Annotated in this window: 20 protein-coding genes and 1 tRNA gene; 9 read left to right on the top strand and 12 right to left on the bottom strand. The window is 36.9% G+C overall.

Annotated features, from left to right (window positions below; all coding sequences use genetic code 11):
• Positions 1–143: 143 nt before the first annotated feature.
• Entirely contained in the window at positions 144–1,358 is a 1,215-nt protein-coding gene (locus KP712_RS04420) for a pyridoxal phosphate-dependent aminotransferase (protein ID WP_111407528.1), read from the top strand.
• A gap of 58 nt (positions 1,359–1,416) precedes the next feature.
• Here KP712_RS04420 and mtgA read toward each other — a convergent pair whose 3' ends face one another.
• The 8 genes from mtgA to KP712_RS04380 form a co-directional block, all read right to left on the bottom strand.
• Positions 1,417–2,166 (bottom strand): monofunctional biosynthetic peptidoglycan transglycosylase, encoded by a 750-nt coding sequence (mtgA, locus tag KP712_RS04415; protein WP_373455173.1) that lies wholly within the window; start codon positions 2,164–2,166, stop codon positions 1,417–1,419.
• Positions 2,144–2,449 carry a trp operon repressor gene (gene trpR, locus KP712_RS04410; protein ID WP_111407526.1) on the bottom strand — a complete coding sequence of 102 codons (306 nt, stop codon included), beginning with the start codon at positions 2,447–2,449 and terminating at the stop codon, positions 2,144–2,146. Before trpR ends, mtgA begins: the two co-directional genes overlap by 23 nt.
• Before the next feature lie 31 nt (positions 2,450–2,480).
• Positions 2,481–4,250, bottom strand: coding sequence for a transglycosylase SLT domain-containing protein (locus KP712_RS04405; RefSeq protein ID WP_111407525.1), 1,770 nt, complete (start codon positions 4,248–4,250; stop codon positions 2,481–2,483).
• Between the two features lie 111 nt (positions 4,251–4,361).
• Complete coding sequence (locus KP712_RS04400) at positions 4,362–4,658, bottom strand: YciI family protein (protein ID WP_048953820.1); 297 nt, start codon at positions 4,656–4,658, stop codon at positions 4,362–4,364.
• A gap of 11 nt (positions 4,659–4,669) precedes the next feature.
• Positions 4,670–5,152 (bottom strand): acyl-CoA thioester hydrolase YciA, encoded by a 483-nt coding sequence (gene yciA / locus KP712_RS04395; protein ID WP_111407524.1) that lies wholly within the window; start codon positions 5,150–5,152, stop codon positions 4,670–4,672.
• The gene (locus tag KP712_RS04390) at positions 5,152–5,709 is read right to left on the bottom strand and encodes a septation protein A (RefSeq protein WP_215770608.1); all 558 of its coding nucleotides are present in this window, start codon (positions 5,707–5,709) and stop codon (positions 5,152–5,154) included. Before KP712_RS04390 ends, yciA begins: the two co-directional genes overlap by 1 nt.
• Positions 5,710–5,711: 2 nt before the next feature.
• Positions 5,712–6,449 (bottom strand): hypothetical protein, encoded by a 738-nt coding sequence (locus KP712_RS04385; protein ID WP_215770607.1) that lies wholly within the window; start codon positions 6,447–6,449, stop codon positions 5,712–5,714.
• Positions 6,450–6,625: 176 nt separating this feature from the next.
• Positions 6,626–6,715, bottom strand: a tRNA-Ser gene (locus KP712_RS04380).
• 180 nt (positions 6,716–6,895) lie between these two features.
• Between KP712_RS04380 and KP712_RS04375 the strand changes: the two genes are divergently transcribed.
• The 5 genes from KP712_RS04375 to KP712_RS04355 are packed head-to-tail and all read left to right on the top strand — an operon-like array spanning position 6,896 to position 10,994.
• Positions 6,896–7,558 carry a Bax inhibitor-1/YccA family protein gene (locus tag KP712_RS04375; RefSeq protein WP_215770606.1) on the top strand — a complete coding sequence of 221 codons (663 nt, stop codon included), beginning with the start codon at positions 6,896–6,898 and terminating at the stop codon, positions 7,556–7,558.
• 60 nt (positions 7,559–7,618) lie between these two features.
• Entirely contained in the window at positions 7,619–8,683 is a 1,065-nt protein-coding gene (locus tag KP712_RS04370) for a YcjF family protein (protein WP_215770605.1), read from the top strand.
• Complete coding sequence (locus KP712_RS04365) at positions 8,683–9,357, top strand: TIGR01621 family pseudouridine synthase (RefSeq protein ID WP_215770604.1); 675 nt, start codon at positions 8,683–8,685, stop codon at positions 9,355–9,357. Before KP712_RS04370 ends, KP712_RS04365 begins: the two co-directional genes overlap by 1 nt.
• Before the next feature lie 47 nt (positions 9,358–9,404).
• Entirely contained in the window at positions 9,405–10,208 is an 804-nt protein-coding gene (xthA, locus tag KP712_RS04360) for an exodeoxyribonuclease III (RefSeq protein WP_111407520.1), read from the top strand.
• A gap of 9 nt (positions 10,209–10,217) precedes the next feature.
• Positions 10,218–10,994 (top strand): TIGR01619 family protein, encoded by a 777-nt coding sequence (locus KP712_RS04355; RefSeq protein ID WP_111407519.1) that lies wholly within the window; start codon positions 10,218–10,220, stop codon positions 10,992–10,994.
• Between the two features lie 52 nt (positions 10,995–11,046).
• On the opposite strand, the gene mreD is transcribed toward KP712_RS04355, so the two are convergent.
• The 4 genes from mreD to KP712_RS04335 all read right to left on the bottom strand — a co-directional run bounded on the left by mreD (position 11,047) and on the right by KP712_RS04335 (position 15,637).
• On the bottom strand, positions 11,047–11,535 hold the full coding sequence (mreD, locus tag KP712_RS04350; RefSeq protein WP_111407518.1) for a rod shape-determining protein MreD: 489 nt from the start codon (positions 11,533–11,535) through the stop codon (positions 11,047–11,049).
• On the bottom strand, positions 11,535–12,590 hold the full coding sequence (gene mreC, locus KP712_RS04345; protein ID WP_065265279.1) for a rod shape-determining protein MreC: 1,056 nt from the start codon (positions 12,588–12,590) through the stop codon (positions 11,535–11,537). The genes mreD and mreC overlap by 1 nt, the downstream gene beginning before the upstream one ends.
• A gap of 80 nt (positions 12,591–12,670) precedes the next feature.
• Positions 12,671–13,726, bottom strand: a complete 1,056-nt coding sequence (locus tag KP712_RS04340) for a rod shape-determining protein (RefSeq protein ID WP_111407517.1) — start codon at positions 13,724–13,726, stop codon at positions 12,671–12,673.
• A 132-nt stretch (positions 13,727–13,858) separates the two neighbouring features.
• A complete protein-coding gene (locus tag KP712_RS04335) occupies positions 13,859–15,637 on the bottom strand; it encodes an ABC transporter ATP-binding protein/permease (protein ID WP_111407516.1) in 1,779 nt (592 codons plus the stop codon).
• 204 nt (positions 15,638–15,841) lie between these two features.
• On the opposite strand from KP712_RS04335, the gene KP712_RS04330 reads away from it, so the two are divergent.
• The 3 genes from KP712_RS04330 (at position 15,842) to rlmH (ending at position 18,452) form a co-directional block, all read left to right on the top strand.
• On the top strand, positions 15,842–17,497 hold the full coding sequence (locus KP712_RS04330) for a putative transporter (protein ID WP_111407515.1): 1,656 nt from the start codon (positions 15,842–15,844) through the stop codon (positions 17,495–17,497).
• Positions 17,498–17,622: 125 nt separating this feature from the next.
• Complete coding sequence (rsfS, locus tag KP712_RS04325) at positions 17,623–17,931, top strand: ribosome silencing factor (protein WP_005635481.1); 309 nt, start codon at positions 17,623–17,625, stop codon at positions 17,929–17,931.
• A gap of 53 nt (positions 17,932–17,984) precedes the next feature.
• On the top strand, positions 17,985–18,452 hold the full coding sequence (gene rlmH, locus KP712_RS04320) for a 23S rRNA (pseudouridine(1915)-N(3))-methyltransferase RlmH (protein WP_111407514.1): 468 nt from the start codon (positions 17,985–17,987) through the stop codon (positions 18,450–18,452).
• Positions 18,453–18,468 lie beyond the last annotated feature (16 nt).

Here is an 18,468-nt window from a genome sequence, read left to right as displayed (position 1 = left end):
AAATACACAAAAAATTAGTCGTATTCTACAGCAGATTGTTAATGACAAAAAATTTTTTTACAAAATCTTTTCAATATTGAAAATTCAGCGTAAATTAACCGCACTTTTCTCGAAAAATTTATTAGAAACAAAAGGATTTCACTATGCGATTATTCCCAAAATCCGACAAATTAGAACACGTATGTTATGACATTCGCGGGCCAGTACACAAAGAAGCACTACGCTTAGAAGAAGAAGGCAATAAAATTTTAAAACTTAATATCGGCAATCCCGCACCTTTCGGCTTTGAAGCACCCGATGAAATTTTGGTTGACGTATTACGTAATTTGCCGTCAGCGCAAGGCTACTGTGATTCAAAAGGTTTATATTCTGCTCGTAAAGCCATTGTTCAATATTATCAATCAAAAGGGATTCATGGCGCGACCGTCAATGATGTGTATATTGGTAACGGCGTCTCTGAGCTTATTACAATGGCTATGCAAGCATTACTCAATGATGGTGATGAAGTACTCGTGCCGATGCCTGATTATCCGCTTTGGACTGCTGCGGTAACACTTTCTGGCGGCAAGGCTGTTCATTACCTTTGTGATGAAGAAGCAAATTGGTTTCCCGCTATTGATGATATTAAAGACAAGGTGAATGCGAAGACTAAAGCGATTGTCATCATCAACCCTAATAACCCAACTGGCGCGGTGTACAACAAAGAATTATTGCAAGAAATTGTGGAAATCGCTCGCCAAAATAATTTGATTATCTTCGCTGACGAAATCTACGACAAAATTTTATATGATGGCGCAGTACATCATCATATTGCCGCACTTGCTCCTGATTTATTAACCGTTACTCTGAATGGTTTATCAAAAGCTTATCGAGTTGCAGGCTTCCGCCAAGGTTGGATGATTTTAAACGGCCCAAAACATAATGCGAAAGGTTATATTGAAGGCTTGGATATGCTGGCATCAATGCGTTTATGCGCTAACGTACCAATGCAACATGCAATTCAAACCGCACTTGGTGGCTATCAAAGTATTAATGAGTTTATTTTGCCAGGTGGCAGATTACTTGAGCAACGCAATAAAGCATACGATCTCATCACTCAAATTCCAGGCATTACTTGCGTGAAACCAATGGGGGCGATGTATATGTTCCCGAAAATTGATGTGAAAAAATTCAATATTCACAGTGATGAAAAAATGGTACTAGATTTGCTCCGCCAAGAAAAAGTACTACTTGTGCACGGTAAAGGATTTAATTGGCATTCACCTGATCACTTCCGTGTTGTGACCCTTCCTTATGTGAATCAACTTGAAGAAGCCATTACAAAATTAGGAAGATTTTTGGAAAGTTATCATCAGTAATGATGGGGTTGAACGGGATTTAAAAAGGGGGAGGACTAGAATCATTCCCCTTTTTATATTATAAGCCGTTGAGATATTCGGTACCTAAATTTCTCATTTGACGCAATATCCATGCTTGTTTTTTACGTATTAAAGCACTTGGTTTATTCGCATTATAAATAATCGGGTTAGGTAAAATAGCTGCAAGAAGCGCAGCTTCATTTGAGGTTAAATTTTTTGCTGCCTTTTTGAAATAATAGTGACTTGCCGCTTCAATACCGAATATTCCATTACCAAACTCAGCAATATTTAAATAGACTTCTAAAATTCTTTTTTTAGACCAAGTGATTTCGAGTAGTAGGGTTGCAGGAACTTCTAATCCTTTACGTAACCAATTTTGCCCATGCCAAAGAATGAGATTTTTTGCAGTTTGCTGAGAGATTGTAGAGGCACCACGAACCCTTTTGGGAGATTTTTCGTTGTATTTTATGGCTCGTTGAATCGCCTCAAAATCAAAACCAAAGTGATCAGGAAAGCGTTGATCTTCAGATGCAATAACAGCGAGTTGAACAGAGGGGGATATGTTTTCTAAATTCACCCAATCATATTGCGTTTTATAACGAAAATCACCTTGTAGAATATGCCCAATTTTTTGTTGTACCATATAGGCTGAAAAGGGGATAGGCAGAAAACGAAAAATGAATAAAAAAATAAAAATGGTGAGGAAAAATAGAAAGGCAACGCGTTGCCAATTTTTTTGCCACCATTGGGGAAGAGATAAGTGAGACAGTGCGGTAAAAATCCGTTTACTTTTTTTCAATGTTATCAAGATGTTCTTTCACCCATTTCATAAAATCTGAATCCATTATTTTTATCATATTAGAACCACGTGTAATAGTGGCGGCACTTGTATTCAAATTTTGTTGAATTTCACGTTGAGAAAGATTTTTATCCAATAATTGTGAAACAATTTGTAGGCGTAATCCCACTGCATTGCGTTCGTCAGCAGTTAATAACAAGGTTAGTAATTCTTGAGCTTTATTTTCTTTAAAAGCAGTCTGTAGCATGGACAAAAATGCATTCCATTGTTCTAAATTGCGACTAATATACATGTTATCACCTTATACTATTAAACTAGTGCGTTTAGTATAGCCGATCCCATTCTTCTTGGCTAAACATTTGTGGATTTTCTTTTTGTTGTAAAATTTGATAGTAAAAATCGTAGACAATAGTATTTTGAACATAATCACGAGTTTCATAAAACGGAATTGATGCGACAAATTCATCTAATGTTAGCTTATTATTGGCACGGTAGAGCCATTGATTTACTCGATTTGTACCTGCATTGTAAGATGCGGCAATTAATATTCTATTATTTGGATATAGGTTATTAAGGTCATTCAAATGTGCCGTGCCGAGCAAAATATTATTTAATGGCTTAAATAAATCTTGTTCATTTAAATATGGAATTTGATTATTTTCAGCGGTTAATTTAGCGGTTGTTGGTAAAAGTTGCATGAGTCCTTTGGCATTTGCTGATGATAGAGCCATTGGATTCCAAGCGCTTTCCTGACGAGCAATCGCCATAGAAAAGGTTTTACTGATGTTTAAGTTCTTTAATGCAATATCAAAATAATCAGAATAAGCATTCGGCAGACGCAAATTAAGATAATCCCAAGCTTTGGCGACAATGGTACTATCAACTGACAACTCATACCATCGTTGTTCTTGTGCATATTTTGCAAGTTTTAGCTGTGTATTGAAATCAGTATTATCTAATAATACTCGCCAACGTTGTTTGGCTAATCCATATCGACCCAGCTCACGTAATTCAGCAATTATATTAAATGCGCTCTCAAATGATTTTTGTTCTTCTATTCTAAGATTAGGTGAGTGAGGGATGTTTATTTTATAAATTTTTTTTAATTGAGCAGCCGCCAACATAGGATAAAAACCACGTTCTTGAGAAAGCGCGGTAAGTTTTTCTGTTATATTTTGTTTATCATTTTTGGCTATCCAGTAACGCCATTCTTGTTTTTCTTTTGCTGTATCAGAAAGCAAAGAAAGCCAGGGGGTGAGGTCATTTTTTTGCCAGATAGCCATTCGTAAACGACGTTCAGTAAGATTATCGGTTTTTAATTGAGCTATTTGTGTATCACGCCATGCTTGGAAAGCAGTATTTTCATTATCAAAAAAACGTGTCAAAAATGCGATTTTCCATTGTTTTAGCTCATCTTCTGAAAGTCGCCAAATTTCAGCCCATTGTTGATAAGGTACAAAACTTGGGTTCTGTATTTTTTCTGGACGTGTTTTTAGATACCGAGGGAAGGCCTCAAGTAAAACATCTTTTTTTAAGGTAGAGGGATCGCTATTTTCTATAATTTCAGGTAACTTAGTCGCATCCTCTATTTGAACTACTTTATCTTGTACAGTTTTATCTGAAATATCTTTGGAATCACTGATAAGATTTTTCAATTTTTGTTTTAACTCTTTCAATGATTTGGTTATAAATAGGGGATTTTGAACGATAAGTTTGTCGAGTTCATTGTTTGCCAGAGATATATTTTTTTCATCATTAGGTTTCAAAAATCGAATTTTTGTTTCCCAAAAACGTAAAATGAGATCCATTTGTAAAGGATACTCTGGGATTGATCTAATTAAATTCTTTGTAAGCTCTTGGGTGTTTTCAGAAAATTGTTGATTTGTAACCGCATTTTTTAATAGGTTTTCAATTTGTAAGAAAGCCTCGCGTTGCGCTAAGTGAGTCAAATACGATTGATGTTGTGTTTGTTTCCAAATTTGCTTTTCTTGTTCTAGATTAATAACAGAGGGATTATTGGTTATAGGAGGCTCTTCAGCCGATGTGGAAAGTATAGTAAAAACAGTGAGGAAAATAAGAACTTGTTTTTTCATAGAATGAAATGTTTTTTATTCATGTAATCGTGTATGAGTGTGTGAAATATACTGATTTCACACACATTTTTATTTTTAGATAAGCCTTTCGAATTCACATATCTAGAAATGCTAAAACACTTTTTTGAATGGTTTTATAATTACTTCACCGTATACGCCTGCTTCCACATAAGGATCTTGCGCAGCCCAATTTTTGGCTGCTTGCAGGTTTTCAAATTGTGCAATGACTGTTGAACCTGTAAAACCTGCTTCACCAGGATTTTCATCATCAATTGCTGGATTTGGGCCAGCAATGAGCAGACGATTTTCTTTTTGAAGTTGTTTTAAGCGGGCTAAATGTTGCTCACGCACAGCAAGACGTTTTTCTAACGTATTTGGAATATCTTGAGCAAAAATAACGTAGTACATAATGGCTCCTTTTATTGATTAGTTTGTTCAGATTCAAGTTCTGCAATCAAAGCGAGTGCTTTTTCTAATTCATGATTATTTTCACGCGGAATTGTACGTGATTTACCATTGCTATCGACAGCAACAAAAGTAAATACTGCATCTGTCACGCAATAGCGTTCACCAATAGGTTCACTAGCAACTTTTTTTACCCAAACTTCTACTTTTATTTTAATGGATGAACGGCCTACTTTTAGACATTGTCCGTAACAACAAACGACATCTCCAACTGAAATAGGTTTGATGAAATTCATACTTTCAACAGCAACGGTTACGACTCGACCATGAGCTATTTCTTTAGCTAAAATTGCTCCCCCCATATCCATTTGAGACATAATCCAACCGCCGAATATATCACCATTGGCGTTAGTGTTTGATGGCATTGCAAGTGTTCTTAATAAGAGAACACCTTTTGACTGTCGACCGTTTTTATCAATAAGAAAATTAGAAGACATTATTTTTCTCCGTCTTTTGAATGTGTTTTATCTTTGGGTAAATAGCGATAAATATATGCACCTGAAATAAGAGTCGCGATCACAGTCATCCCAAGAATACCAAAAGATTTGAAATCTACCCATGCCTCTTCTGACATATTATGGCTAATATAAATATTTACCAACATACAAATAATAAAAAATAGTGCCCAGCCGAGATTTAGAGTATTCCATACTTTATCTGGTAATTGCACTTCTTTTCCTAGTAACTTTTTCACTAAGGGTATTTTAAATTGGAATTGTGAAATTAATAAAATAATAGCAAATAATGCATTAATAATTGTTACTTTCCATTGAAGATAGCGAATTTCATTGAAATATGCTGTTAATAAACCGAAGAAAATAACTGAACCAGCCATGATTTTTTGTTGTTTTTCAATTTTGCTATATTTCCATTTCAAAACAATTAGCTGAATAATGGTTGCGATCACAAGCACGATAGCTGCATCGCGTACGCCGGCAAGTTTGTATGTAATAAAAAATAGTACTAAAGGGATAAATTCAAGTAGTTGTTTCATATTTATTCTTCCTTTATAAATAAACTATAAAAGCGATAAGTTATTACTAACATAAAAATATTTAATACGGCGCTAAGGATGCCGATTACCATATCAAATAGTACATTATTTGAAAATGTAGTAAGTTGGAAAACTAAGATAGGAGCTAGGAAATAAACCAATAGTGTATAAATAAATAATACATTCTTACGAGAACTTCCTTTAATCCAAATTTTTTGGATTGTTTGTTTTATATCATCTTGGGTTGAAAGGTAGTGTACTGCAGTTAAATTTAAGCGTACAAAGAACCATATTCCCACGAGCATTGCGATAAGTGATATTATTGATGGAGAGGATTTTGTTAATAATGCAGCGAATGCCTCACTTAATCCAAGTAGCATTGGGGCTGTCATGAGTAAATTAAGTACAATAACACCAAGAAAACGACGTAATGTGAGAGTAAACGCTTTAGTTAAAGTTTGGTAGTTTTGCTGGCTAATACTATGGATTGAAATGAGTCCCCATGCAGAGATAAAACTTGTTAAAAGTTGTGTGATAGCAATAGAAAAGGCTATGTTTTCAATATTTATATTGGCTAGTTCACTTAAATTACTATGGGATTCATTATTGAGTGGGGAGCTTAATAGTGCTCCTACATTTTGTGAAATAAATAAAATTAAGACAAATTGAAACATGACTTTTTGTTGGTTTCTAAAAAAATTCCAACTATCTTGTAATATGTGAGTAAAGTTGATTTGCATGGCGTGTTCTCTATAAAAATATGTGGTGATTATACAGGGTTTGTTTAGGATTGTCTTAAATTGTAAAAATTACCATATTCGTTTATCTAAAATATCATTAAGCTTATGGGCGAAAAGATGGCTTACGAAATGTAAAAATCCCTAAGCCTTTCGACTTAGGGACTTTTTAATTCTGATGGCGGAGGAATAGGGATTCGAACCCTAGGAGGGCGTAAACCCTCGCCGGTTTTCAAGACCGGTGCCTTCAACCACTCGACCATTCCTCCGTGATTGATGGGCGTAGTATAATGAATATTTTATTGATGTAAACAGAAATCTAATGATTTAAGTTTAGGTGATGATAATTTATTCATTTTGATGAAATTAATTCTATCAATACCATTGACTTTTTTACCCCTAACCCTTACTTTACAATAGACTTTTTACTTATTTTACAAGGAGCTTTTATGCAATCACGTTTTATTGTGGATGCTCAGCAGGAATCACTACTCAGTACACATAAAGTGTTGCGTAACACGTATTTTTTATTGGGATTAACAATGGCATTTTCAGCGGTTGTTGCGTTTATTTCAATGAGTTTAAACTTGCCATATCCAAATATTATTGTGTTATTAGTGGGGGTTTATGGCTTACTTTTCTTAACAAATAAATTAGCTGATCGTCCTGCTGGTATTTTGGCAGCCTTTGCGTTCACTGGATTTATGGGATACACCATCGGGCCAATTTTAAATATGTATGTGGCACGTGGAATGGAAGATTTGATTATGCTTGCATTCGCAGGAACTGCAATTGTGTTCTTCGCATGTTCAGCCTATGTGTTAACCACGAAAAAAGATATGTCATTCTTATCAAGCGCAATGTTTGCATTATTTATTGTGCTATTGCTTGGTATGGTGGCAAGTTTCTTCTTCCAAATTCCTGCGTTATCAGTCGCAATTAGTGCATTATTTGTTGTGTTCTCTACAATGACTATTTTGTATGAAACGAGTAATATCATCCATGGTGGTGAAACGAATTACATTCGCGCAACCGTGAATATTTATGTTTCAATCTACAATTTATTCTTGAGTTTATTAAGATTACTTTCTATCTTCTCAAGCGATGAATAATAATTGAATTTTGACGTTGTGACCCCACTTTTCAGTGGGGTTATTTTTTGGGAATAGGCAATGGAAAAACAAATTTTTGAACACGCAGTCAACGTTGAGGAAGAACAATATCAGCCTAAGCAAGAGTTTCATCATGTAGAAACAAAGCTGGATGAATCCTTGGAAGGGGAATTACTTGATGCTCAACTTGAACAGGCACTGAAACCAAAATCAGGTTTTGGAAAAACTTTATTAAAATTTACCGCACTTTTATTTGGTGCGGCGACAGTTGCACAATCCGTGCAGTGGATTTGGGATAGCTATCAACAACATCAATGGATTTATCTTGCTTTTGCTTTAGTCAGTTTAATTGTCATTTTATTGGGTATTAAAGAGATTATTGGTGAGTGGCGACGTTTAGTTCGTTTAAAAAAACGTGAGCAATTGCAACAACAAAGTCAGCAGATTTGGTTAGAAAGTGCGGTAAAAAATGGTGATGTTTTTTCTGTTCATAACGCAGAAAAAAGTAAAGTTCTTTGCTTAGATATTGCAAAATGTCTACGTTTGGAAAATGATTCTCCATCGGTAATTCAATGGCAACACCAATTAAATGAAGCTTATTCAGCGCAAGAAATTACGCATTTATTCAGTCGTAATGTTTTGTCTTCTTTTGATATACAAGCTAAAAAATTGATTAGTAAAATGGCCGCTGAATCAGCAGTGATTGTCGCGATTAGTCCGCTTGCTGTGGTGGATATGTTTTTTATTGCGTGGAGAAATCTTCGATTAATGAATAAGATTGCTGAGATTTATGGAATTGAATTAGGGTATTTTTCACGTATTCGATTGTTAAGAATGGTATTGGTCAATATCGCTTTTGCTGGGGCAACCGAAGTGGCACAAGATATTGGAATGGATTGGCTTTCTCAAGATGTGACAGCAAAACTTTCTGCGCGTATAGCTCAAGGAATCGGCGTGGGATTGCTCACTGCTAGATTAGGCGTGAAAGCAATGGAGCTTTGTCGCCCATTAGCATTTCAATTAAATGAAAAACCAAAGCTCTCACATATTCAACAGGAATTACTTAGCTCGGTGAAAGATATTGTTCTCGGTAAAAATAAAATTTACAAAAAGGAGCAAGTCTGATGAAAATCGAGGTTGTTTATCAACGTAGCGATTTTATTATTATCAATAAGCCTGAAGGTATTAGCGTTCATAAAGATCAAGAAGAACAAGGCTTAACAGAACTTGTTGCAAAACAACTGAATGTGCCTCAAGTATGGCTAGTTCATCGCTTGGATAAAGTGACTTCGGGGCTATTAATTTTGGCACTGAATGCTGAAAGTGCGGCTGAATTTTCACGACTTTTTTCTGAACATAAAATTCATAAAACGTATTTGGCATTAAGTAACCAAAAGCCTAAAAAGAAACAAGGTTTGATTATCGGGGATATGAAGAAAGCTCGAGATGGCGCATGGAAACTTTGCCAAACAAAAGACAATCCCGCAATTACGCGTTTTGCAAGTGTAAGCTGTGAGCCTAATTTACGTTTATTTATTTTAAAACCACAAACGGGGAAAACGCATCAATTACGTGTTGCCATGAAAAGTTTAGGTAGTCCGATTTTAGGCGATGGACTTTATGGTAAAAACACTGAAAAAATTGACCGCACTTATTTGCATGCTGCCCAAGTGGAATTTGATTATTTGAATGATTTTATTTCGGTAACTTGTTTACCGTCTCAAGGTCAATTTTGGATTAAATCCAGTGTGTTTGAGCAAATTAAGGCTTATCTGGCAAAGCCGTTTTTATCAAAATAGAAATCTCTGTATAATAAAGACAATTTTACTCTTTAATAGGAACAAAAATGAAATTTATCTCTTTTAATATAAATGGTTTACGTGCTCGACCACATCAACTTGAAGCCATTATTGAAAGATATCAGCCAGATGTAATCGGCTTGCAAGAAATTAAAGTTGCTGACGAGGCTTTTCCTTATGAAATTACAGAAAACTTAGGTTATCACGTATTTCATCATGGTCAGAAAGGTCACTATGGCGTAGCATTATTGACTAAACAAGAACCTAAAGCGGTTCGTCGTGGTTTTCCAACAGACAATGAAGATGCGCAGAAACGCATTATTATGGCTGATCTTGAAACTGATTTTGGTTTGTTGACCGTAATTAATGGCTATTTTCCTCAAGGGGAAAGCCGTGCGCACGAGACTAAATTTCCAGCTAAAGAGAAATTTTATGCAGATCTTCAACAATATTTAGAAAAAGAACACGACAAATCGAATCCTATTTTAATTATGGGGGATATGAATATTAGCCCAAGTGATTTAGATATTGGTATCGGAGATGAAAATCGTAAACGTTGGTTACGCACGGGTAAATGCTCTTTCTTACCTGAAGAACGAGCGTGGTATCAACGTTTGTACGATTACGGATTAGAAGATAGTTTCCGTAAGCTGAACCCAACAACAAATGATAAATTCTCGTGGTTTGATTACCGTTCTAAAGGTTTTGATGATAATCGAGGTTTACGAATTGATCATATTTTAGTAAGTCAAAAATTGGCTGAACGCTGTGTCGATGTGGGCATTGCATTGGATATTCGAGCTATGGAAAAACCTTCTGATCACGCACCGATTTGGGCTGAATTTAAATAGGAAAGCGAAATGGATATGGCAAATTGGCAGAATTATCGTTCTACCGTGAATGGTATGCCTGCCGTGTTTACCGCAAATATTGAAGATGTTGAAAAATATCACGGCAAAGATCTCGATAAAATAGTGCAATTCACTATCGCTTATAAGGCAGATGATGAAACCGGTTTGCCCTCAGAAGTTGAATACGATAAGTTAATTAATCGTGTATTTAAAATTCTGGCGCAATTAACCGCACTTCCGAATGTATTTTTTGCCGGACATTTTATTTGTAATGCCCAAGCTAAAATGCATTTTTATTGTGAGTATGAAAATCTTGTAGTAGAAACCTTACAACAAATTGATTTTGTTAAAGATATTAATGTACAAAAGGATTTAAGTTGGGATACTTATTTTGACTTTTTGCTTGCTTCTCCATTAGAGATTAAATTAAATGCAACGGAAGAGTTACTTGATTTACTGAAAAATAAAGGTCGTGATTTAAGTGATACGTATCTAGTGGAGCATAGTTTTCATTTTGATGAAGAAGAGAAAATGTTCCCTTTTATGGATGAGCTTAGTTTAGGGGATTATTCTTTCACGACATTACAATATTCTGCGCAAGCGATTCAGTTTAATGAAGATGATGAGCCTTATTTCTTGGTGAAATTAGAGCAAGAAATTTCATTAGATAATGGTGAAATTTTTGAACAAGTAGAACGTTTTGAAAAACTTGCTGGTCAATTTTCGGGAGAGTATATTGGCTGGGAATGTGATTCTTTAATGGATGCGAACAAGCAGTTGAATTAGTTTTTTAGATACTCGTAAGTCATAAAAAAAGAGAGATATTTATCTCTCTTTTTTAATGTAATTTAACTTTTCGGCGCATTTTACGCATTAATAAAAATACCCATGGCCATAGTATTCCCGATGCTAAAGCCCCAAAGATTTCTTGCCAGTTAAAAAATGCGGTATGTAGGGAGAATTCGACTAAGAAAATAGCTAATCTGACAATAAACACAAACGCAATCACTAAAAGACTTTGAAACCAAAGCGATAAATTTCTCAGTACGAGATAGTTTTTTGCAACAAAATAAATTGTCACAGAAAGGACTAGGGCATGAATACCTAATGTGGAACCTAGAATTAAATCCCATACAAGTCCTAATAAAAATGCCCATCCAATACTGACTTTATTTGGAATAGCTAGAACCCAGTAAAGTAAAACGAGAACTAACCAAGCAGGCTTAAATGCTTGAAAACCAAGTGGCCAGGGTGCGAGTTCTAGCACTAATGACACCACAAAGAAACTAAAAATAGTGAGCCATTGTAAAATAAAGCGAGTTTGCATTAGTCTTCTTCCCTATGTTCTTGTTGTTCTGACGGTACAGCTTCTTCATTTTGCGGTACATCGGTTGGAATTTCAGGTTCAACCGTTGATTTATCCTTATTTTCCTGAAGATTATCGTCTGTTAACGGGGCTTTTTTTACTTTGTAATCAGCTTCATTCGCTTGGCTTTCTAAACGTTTTTGCACTAAATTACGCACTTCTTCTGGAGACATAGATTTTACTTTAGACATATCTAAATTGCTTGGCCAAAGCAGTAGTACATAGCGCAAGCGTTCAAGGGCGGCGAGAGGTTTAGCTTTGACTGTCGCAAAGTAATTGGAACCATCGCGTGAAACGCTTTGTACAACCGCTACTGGATAGCCTTCAAGGAAACGACCACCAAGACCAGACGTTACAAGTAAGTCGCCTTTTTCAATATCCACAGAACGAGGTACATTATCAAGAGTTAGCTCATCGGTATGCCCTGTACCACTCGCAATGACACGAACATCGTTACGTAGAACTTGTACTGGAATAGAATGAGTGACATCAGTTAAGAGTAGTACTCGGCTGGTGTTCTCGCCCACCGAAATAATTTGACCAATAACGCCTTTTTCATCAATTACAGGCTGACCTACATAAGCACCGTCTTTTTCGCCTTGGTTAATAACAATTTGTTGACGATAAATATCTGTTTCTGCAGTTAAAATTTCAGCAATCTTTTTGTATTCATCGGTGCGTAAAGGGGAATTTAATAATAAACGTAAACGCTGATTCTCGACTTTGAGTTGATCTAGTAAGAGTAAATCGGCATTTTTTTCACGCAATTGTTCGCGTAATACTTTATTTTCGATTTGTAATTTATTGGTATCCACTAAATTATCTGATACCCCATCTAATACTGTACGAGGGCTATTGGCAAGATAATAGAGTCCACCCACTGCAGTTTCCATGGCACTACGAGCTTTAGTCATTGAATTAGTTTGACCATCAGCCAAGATTAAAGAAAGGGAAGCGGCTACAGCTAATAATAATCGAATGCCAAGCGGGGGGGCTTTACCGAAAATAGGCTTCATTAAGCGTCCTACGTTGAGATAAAAAGATTAAAAGGAAAAGTGCGGTCATTTTTAACCGCACTTTTTATTTTTGTTCTAAATTAAATTTCGTCACTAAAAATGTCGCCACCGTGCATATCGATCATTTCTAATGCCTCACCACCACCGCGAGCAACACAGGTTAATGGATCTTCAGCAATGATAACAGGTACTCCCGATTCTTTAGAAAGGAGAATATCGATATTGCGCAATAGTGCACCACCACCAGTTAACACCATACCTCGCTCAAAAATGTCTGCCGCGTGTTCTGGTTGACATTCTTCAAGTGCGGTTCGAACGGCTGCAACAATACCATTTAATGGCTGTTGAATAGCTTCTAACACATCACGTGAGGTTAAGGTGAATGAACGAGGCGCACCTTCAGCAAGGTTATGACCATGCACTTCCATTTCTTTAATTTCATCACCTTCTTGAATGTAGGCTGTACCGATTTCTTGTTTAATGCGTTCAGCAGTAGGTTCACCAATAACAGAACCAAAAGTGCGGCGAACATAAGAAATGATCGCTTCATCAAAACGGTCACCACCGATACGAACTGAAGAAGAATATACGATGCCGTTTAAGGAAATAACAGCGACTTCAGTTGTACCACCACCGATATCAATTACCATAGAACCAACTGCAGTAGAAACAGGTAATTTAGCGCCGATTGCGGCTGCCATTGGTTCTTCAATTAAATATACTTCACGCGCACCAGCACCGATTGCGGATTCTTTAATTGCACGACGTTCTACTTGTGTTGCACCAGCAGGCACACAGACAAGTACACGAGGGCTTGGGCGCATAAAATTACCGCTGTGAACTTGTTTGATAAAGTATTGCAACATTTTTTCTGTAACAAAGAAATCTGCGATTACGCCATCTTTCATTGGGCGAATAGCAGCGATACTTTTTGGTGTACGCCCAAGCATTAATTTTGCTTCTTTACCTACAGCCGCGATGTTTTTTAGTGAACCAACACGGTCTTGTCGAATTGCAACAACCGAAGGCTCATCTAAGACAATACCTTGACCTTTTACATAAATTAATGTGTTTGCAGTACCTAAGTCGATAGAAAGATCGTTTGAAAAAAGTCCACGAATTTTTTTAAATAACATAATTATCCTATTCAAAAATCAGAGTTAATTTTGCTTAGCTGAAAAAGTGAAATTATTTCATCGCTAAGCACGCAAAAATTGTGCTAAATGTATCAAAAAATGTGTTGAAATTACAGTTGTTTTTCGTGTTTTTTACATTAGCTGCCATTGGCCTTTATTTTGCAGAATCAGTTGTTGCTGATGTAACGCTTTCAGTGTTGAACGGTGGCCAACACTGATTAGCGTGGTTTTTGGTAGCTCTTGTTTTAATAGTTGATACATCGCAAATTCTAAACCTTCATCCATGCTTGCGGTGGCTTCATCTAAGAAGGCGACAGCAGGTTTGTGTAGAATCAAACGCGCAAATGCTAAACGCTGTTGCTCACCAAGCGAAAGAATACGCGTCCAGTCTTGTTCTTTTTCTAATTGTTCAGCCAGATGTCCTAGTTGCACTTTATTTAATATTTCTATCGCTTGTGTATGTGAAATATTGTCTGGCTTATTGGGATAAGTTAATGCTGAAATCAAATTTCCTTGTGGCACATAGGGTTTTTGCGATAAGAAAAGTTGACTGTTTGTTGGGCAACTCACTTCACCTTCTGCGTAGCTCCAGAGTCCAGCGATTGTTCGTAAAAGTGTCGTTTTTCCTGCACCAGATTTTCCTTGAATGAGTAAACTACTTCCTTGCGGTAGCGTAATGTTGAGATTTTCTACCAGTGTGTGACCTAATGGATTTTTAACACTTAAGTTTTTGAAAATCACATCTGTAGGGTGATTGTGTATTTGTGTTTGCGATTCATGATTAACCATTTCAATGGCATAGCTGAAACCAGTTAAACGATCGAGTGTCGCTTTATACCCAGCAAAACTATCGTAAGTATTACGGAAAAATGAAAGATTGCTGTGCAATTTTCCAAATACTTGTAAAGTTTGCATTAAATCACCGAGTTTTATTTGTTTTTCAAAGTAACGTCCAACTTGAATTAACAACGGAAAAACAACAGAAACTTGACTTACAACTAAGTTAAATCCTGAAAATTTTAGTGTTCTAAATACGATTACCCACATGTTATGGATGACAGAATTGAATTGTTGATAAAGCTGATTTTTTTCTACCTTTTCACCTGCATAAAAAGCAATGCTTTCGGCATATTCTTTTATGCGAATTAAAGAATAACGATAGTTTGCGTTTAAGCGTTCATTAATAAAATTCAAAGAGATTAATGGACGACCGAGCCAAAATGCAATGAGGCTAGTGAAAATGACATAGCCAAACACTAAGAACACCATCATATGTGGAATTTCCACGCCAAGTACCATCATTGGACCCGCTAATCCCCATAACAAAATCGTGTAAGAGATCATCGAGGTGACCGCATCAATGACTCCAGTGCTTAAAGAAAGCGTGGTTTTTACATAAGATTGGACATCTTGTTGAATACGTTGATCGGGGTTATCTAGGTTTTCTGATAAATACTGTGTTTTGTAATAGGCTCGGTGTGCCATCCATTTATCAACAAGCTGTTCGTTAAGCCACTCAATCCAGTTGATGACGAAACGTTGCTCTAAATAATAGCTTACTAATGCCGCAGAAACAGAACTTGCGGCAATGACGCAGAACAAGCCCATTTGTTGCCAAAATACATGTTCATTAAATTCTTGCAATGATGTGTACATATTTTTGTACCACTCAGAATGTACAAGGCTGATACGCACACTGAGTAATGTCATCGCAACAATAAGCAGAAAGAATAGGATAGGTTTTATGCTGCGTTTAGGTGAAAGATAGCCACCTGCAAACATCCAAAATTGTTTTCCCCATTGGGTAAAACGTACCAAAAGAAAAATGCCAAAACTAAAGACGACTGAGGTGATAGCTAGCGTTTGTAAAATCCAAATAAGAGAAGTAATGGCTTCTTGGCCGTAATCCATAAATATTCCATCCGAGATAAAAGTGCGGTGAAAAATAACCGCACTTTTTGTAAAAGGGGCAAAACTTTCGGTATTGTAGAGTCTATGCTTAATTTCGCAAGAAAAAATGTGACGAACGTAGCATTTTTTGAGTTTGGTTGAGGTTTTCAAAAAACAACTTGGATACAATCCAAAAGAGTTAAATTCCATTTTTAAGGGGTCAATATGAGTGATATTGCAATCACGATTAGTCTTCTTGCCCTCGTTGCCGTAATCGGTTTATGGATCGGGCATTGGAAGATCCGTGGGGTTGGGCTTGGCATCGGTGGTGTGCTGTTTGGCGGCATCATTGTGGCTCATTTCACCAATCAATATGGCTTGCAACTAGATGCGCGTACGCTGCATTTTGTGCAGGAATTTGGTCTGATTCTGTTCGTTTATACGATTGGGATCCAAGTTGGGCCTGGTTTTTTTGCATCTTTAAGAAAATCAGGTTTAAAACTGAATGCGTTTGCTATTTTAATCGTTGTTCTGGGTTCTGTTGCTGCGGTGATTGTGCATAAGGTTGCGGATGTTCCGTTAGATATTGCACTTGGTATTTATGCTGGGGCGGTAACTAACACGCCAGCCCTTGGTGCCGGTCAGCAAATTTTGACTGAACTTGGCGTGCAACAAACTACAGTGACAATGGGGATGTCTTATGCGATGGCTTATCCATTCGGGATTTGTGGTATTTTGCTTGCAATGTGGTTAATCCGCTTATTTTTTAAAGTTAAAGTGGACGATGAAGCGGCACGTTTTAATGTGGAGAGCGGTCAAGAAAAAGAAAGTTTACATAATATTTCTTTAAAAGTGACGAACCAAAATCTAGATGGTCTTACGTTAATTCAAATTCCAGGATTTAGTGATGAAGAAGTCGTATGTTCACGTTTAAAACGCGATGATATGGAAATCGTTCCAAAGGCTAGCACAGAAATTTGTACTAATGATATTTTGCAATTAGTGGGCGATGATGCTGCTCTTTCAAAAATGCGCTTGATTATTGGTCATGAGGTAGATGCGCCAACATTCTCTTATAGTGGAGAGATTCGTGCCGAACGCGTAGTGGTTACTAATGAAAAAGTCTTAGGTAAAAAGATCCGCACTTTGGGTATTCATCAAAAATATGGTGTGGTGATCTCTCGCTTGAATCGTGCTGGTATTGAATTAGTGCCAACAGCGAATACAACTTTACAATTTGGTGATGTACTTCATATGGTAGGGCATACCGATGTGCTAAACAAAGCTATTTCCGTAATTGGTAATGCACAACAAAAATTGCTTCAAGTGCAAATGTTACCTGTTTTCATCGGTATTGGCTTAGGGGTGCTCGTTGGCTCGATTCCATTCTATATTCCAGGTTTCCCTGTTGCGTTAAAATTAGGGCTTGCTGGCGGACCATTGGTGGTTGCGTTGATCTTAGCGAGAATTGGTACGATTGGTAAACTTTACTGGTTTATGCCACCTAGCGCTAACTTGGCATTGCGTGAAATAGGGATTGTTCTTTTCTTGGCAGTGGTAGGTTTAAAATCAGGTGGAAGTTTCTTTGACACATTATTGAATGGCTCAGGCCTTGAATGGATGGGATACGGTATTTTTATCACCTTTATTCCATTAATGATTACCGGTATTTTGGCTCGTCTATATGGCAAACTGAATTACCTTACAATCTGTGGTTTACTTGCCGGTTCCATGACAGATCCTCCAGCTTTAGCATTTGCTAATGAAATTAAAGAAGATAACGGTGCAGCAGCACTTTCTTATGCCACTGTGTATCCATTGGTGATGTTCTTGCGGATAATGTCGCCGCAGTTATTAGCTGTGCTATTGTGGGCAGCATAGCCAAAATAAGTTCAATTTATACAAACAAAAGCGCGGTTAATTTCGCGCTTATTTTTTGTGTGGATTTTGCGTGAGAGGGTATTCAATGATAGAATCTCGCACTTTTATTGCGAAGCGAGAACAAAATGGCATTAGTTGAATTTTTGATGGAAACCTTAGATGGGTTAAAAGGAACAGATATTGTACATTTTGATGTACGTGGAAAATCATCGATTACGGATAATATGATTATTTGCACGGGTACATCGAGCCGCCAAGTTTCTGCAATGGCAGATAATTTAATTACAGAATGTAAAAAAGCAGGTTTTGAAACTTTTGGTGAAGAAGGTAAAAATACTGCAGATTGGATTGTGGTGGATCTTGGTCAAGCAATCGTACATATCATGCAACGTGACGCGCGTGAAATGTATCAATTAGAGAAACTTTGGGCGTAAATTTTAGTAAAGTGCGGTGAAAAATAACCGCACTTTTTAGATAAGGATGACTTGTGAAACTCACGTTAATTGCTGTCGGAACAAAAATGCCTTCTTGGGTTACAACGGGTTTTGAGGAATATCAACGCCGTTTTCCAAAAGATATGCCTTTTGAACTGATTGAAATCCCAGCAGGCAAGCGTGGAAAAAATGCTGATATTAAACGCATTTTAGAACAAGAAGGCAAAGCGATGTTAGCTGCCTGTGGAAAAGGCAAAGTTGTGACGTTAGATATTCCAGGTAAACCTTGGACCACACCACAGTTAGCCGAGCAATTAGAAGCCTGGAAAAACGATGGCCGTGATGTATGTTTGTTGATTGGGGGGCCAGAGGGACTTTCACCTGAATGTAAAGCCGCTGCAGAGCAAAGCTGGTCGCTTTCACCATTGACATTACCTCATCCGCTTGTTCGTGTTGTGGTGGCTGAAAGTTTGTATCGTGCATGGTCACTCACCACTAATCATCCTTATCACCGAGAATAATAAATCCTCATTTTTA

It is taken from the genome of Haemophilus sp. SZY H68, from assembly GCF_018829685.1.
Taxonomy (GTDB): Bacteria; Pseudomonadota; Gammaproteobacteria; order Enterobacterales; family Pasteurellaceae; genus Haemophilus; species Haemophilus haemolyticus_K.
This window is presented reverse-complemented; position numbering and strand designations above follow the sequence as displayed.

Coding starts and splice junctions, on each gene's coding strand:
- KP712_RS04420 (WP_111407528.1), top strand. CDS start 144: ATGCGATTATTCCCAAAATCCGACAAATTAGAACACGTATGTTATGAC.
- trpR (WP_111407526.1), bottom strand. CDS start 2,449: ATGTATATTAGTCGCAATTTAGAACAATGGAATGCATTTTTGTCCATG.
- KP712_RS04405 (WP_111407525.1), bottom strand. CDS start 4,250: ATGAAAAAACAAGTTCTTATTTTCCTCACTGTTTTTACTATACTTTCC.
- KP712_RS04400 (WP_048953820.1), bottom strand. CDS start 4,658: ATGTACTACGTTATTTTTGCTCAAGATATTCCAAATACGTTAGAAAAA.
- yciA (WP_111407524.1), bottom strand. CDS start 5,152: ATGTCTTCTAATTTTCTTATTGATAAAAACGGTCGACAGTCAAAAGGT.
- KP712_RS04390 (WP_215770608.1), bottom strand. CDS start 5,709: ATGAAACAACTACTTGAATTTATCCCTTTAGTACTATTTTTTATTACA.
- KP712_RS04385 (WP_215770607.1), bottom strand. CDS start 6,449: ATGCAAATCAACTTTACTCACATATTACAAGATAGTTGGAATTTTTTT.
- KP712_RS04375 (WP_215770606.1), top strand. CDS start 6,896: ATGCAATCACGTTTTATTGTGGATGCTCAGCAGGAATCACTACTCAGT.
- KP712_RS04370 (WP_215770605.1), top strand. CDS start 7,619: ATGGAAAAACAAATTTTTGAACACGCAGTCAACGTTGAGGAAGAACAA.
- KP712_RS04365 (WP_215770604.1), top strand. CDS start 8,683: ATGAAAATCGAGGTTGTTTATCAACGTAGCGATTTTATTATTATCAAT.
- xthA (WP_111407520.1), top strand. CDS start 9,405: ATGAAATTTATCTCTTTTAATATAAATGGTTTACGTGCTCGACCACAT.
- KP712_RS04355 (WP_111407519.1), top strand. CDS start 10,218: ATGGATATGGCAAATTGGCAGAATTATCGTTCTACCGTGAATGGTATG.
- mreD (WP_111407518.1), bottom strand. CDS start 11,535: ATGCAAACTCGCTTTATTTTACAATGGCTCACTATTTTTAGTTTCTTT.
- mreC (WP_065265279.1), bottom strand. CDS start 12,590: ATGAAGCCTATTTTCGGTAAAGCCCCCCCGCTTGGCATTCGATTATTA.
- KP712_RS04340 (WP_111407517.1), bottom strand. CDS start 13,726: ATGTTATTTAAAAAAATTCGTGGACTTTTTTCAAACGATCTTTCTATC.
- KP712_RS04335 (WP_111407516.1), bottom strand. CDS start 15,637: ATGGATTACGGCCAAGAAGCCATTACTTCTCTTATTTGGATTTTACAA.
- KP712_RS04330 (WP_111407515.1), top strand. CDS start 15,842: ATGAGTGATATTGCAATCACGATTAGTCTTCTTGCCCTCGTTGCCGTA.
- rsfS (WP_005635481.1), top strand. CDS start 17,623: ATGGCATTAGTTGAATTTTTGATGGAAACCTTAGATGGGTTAAAAGGA.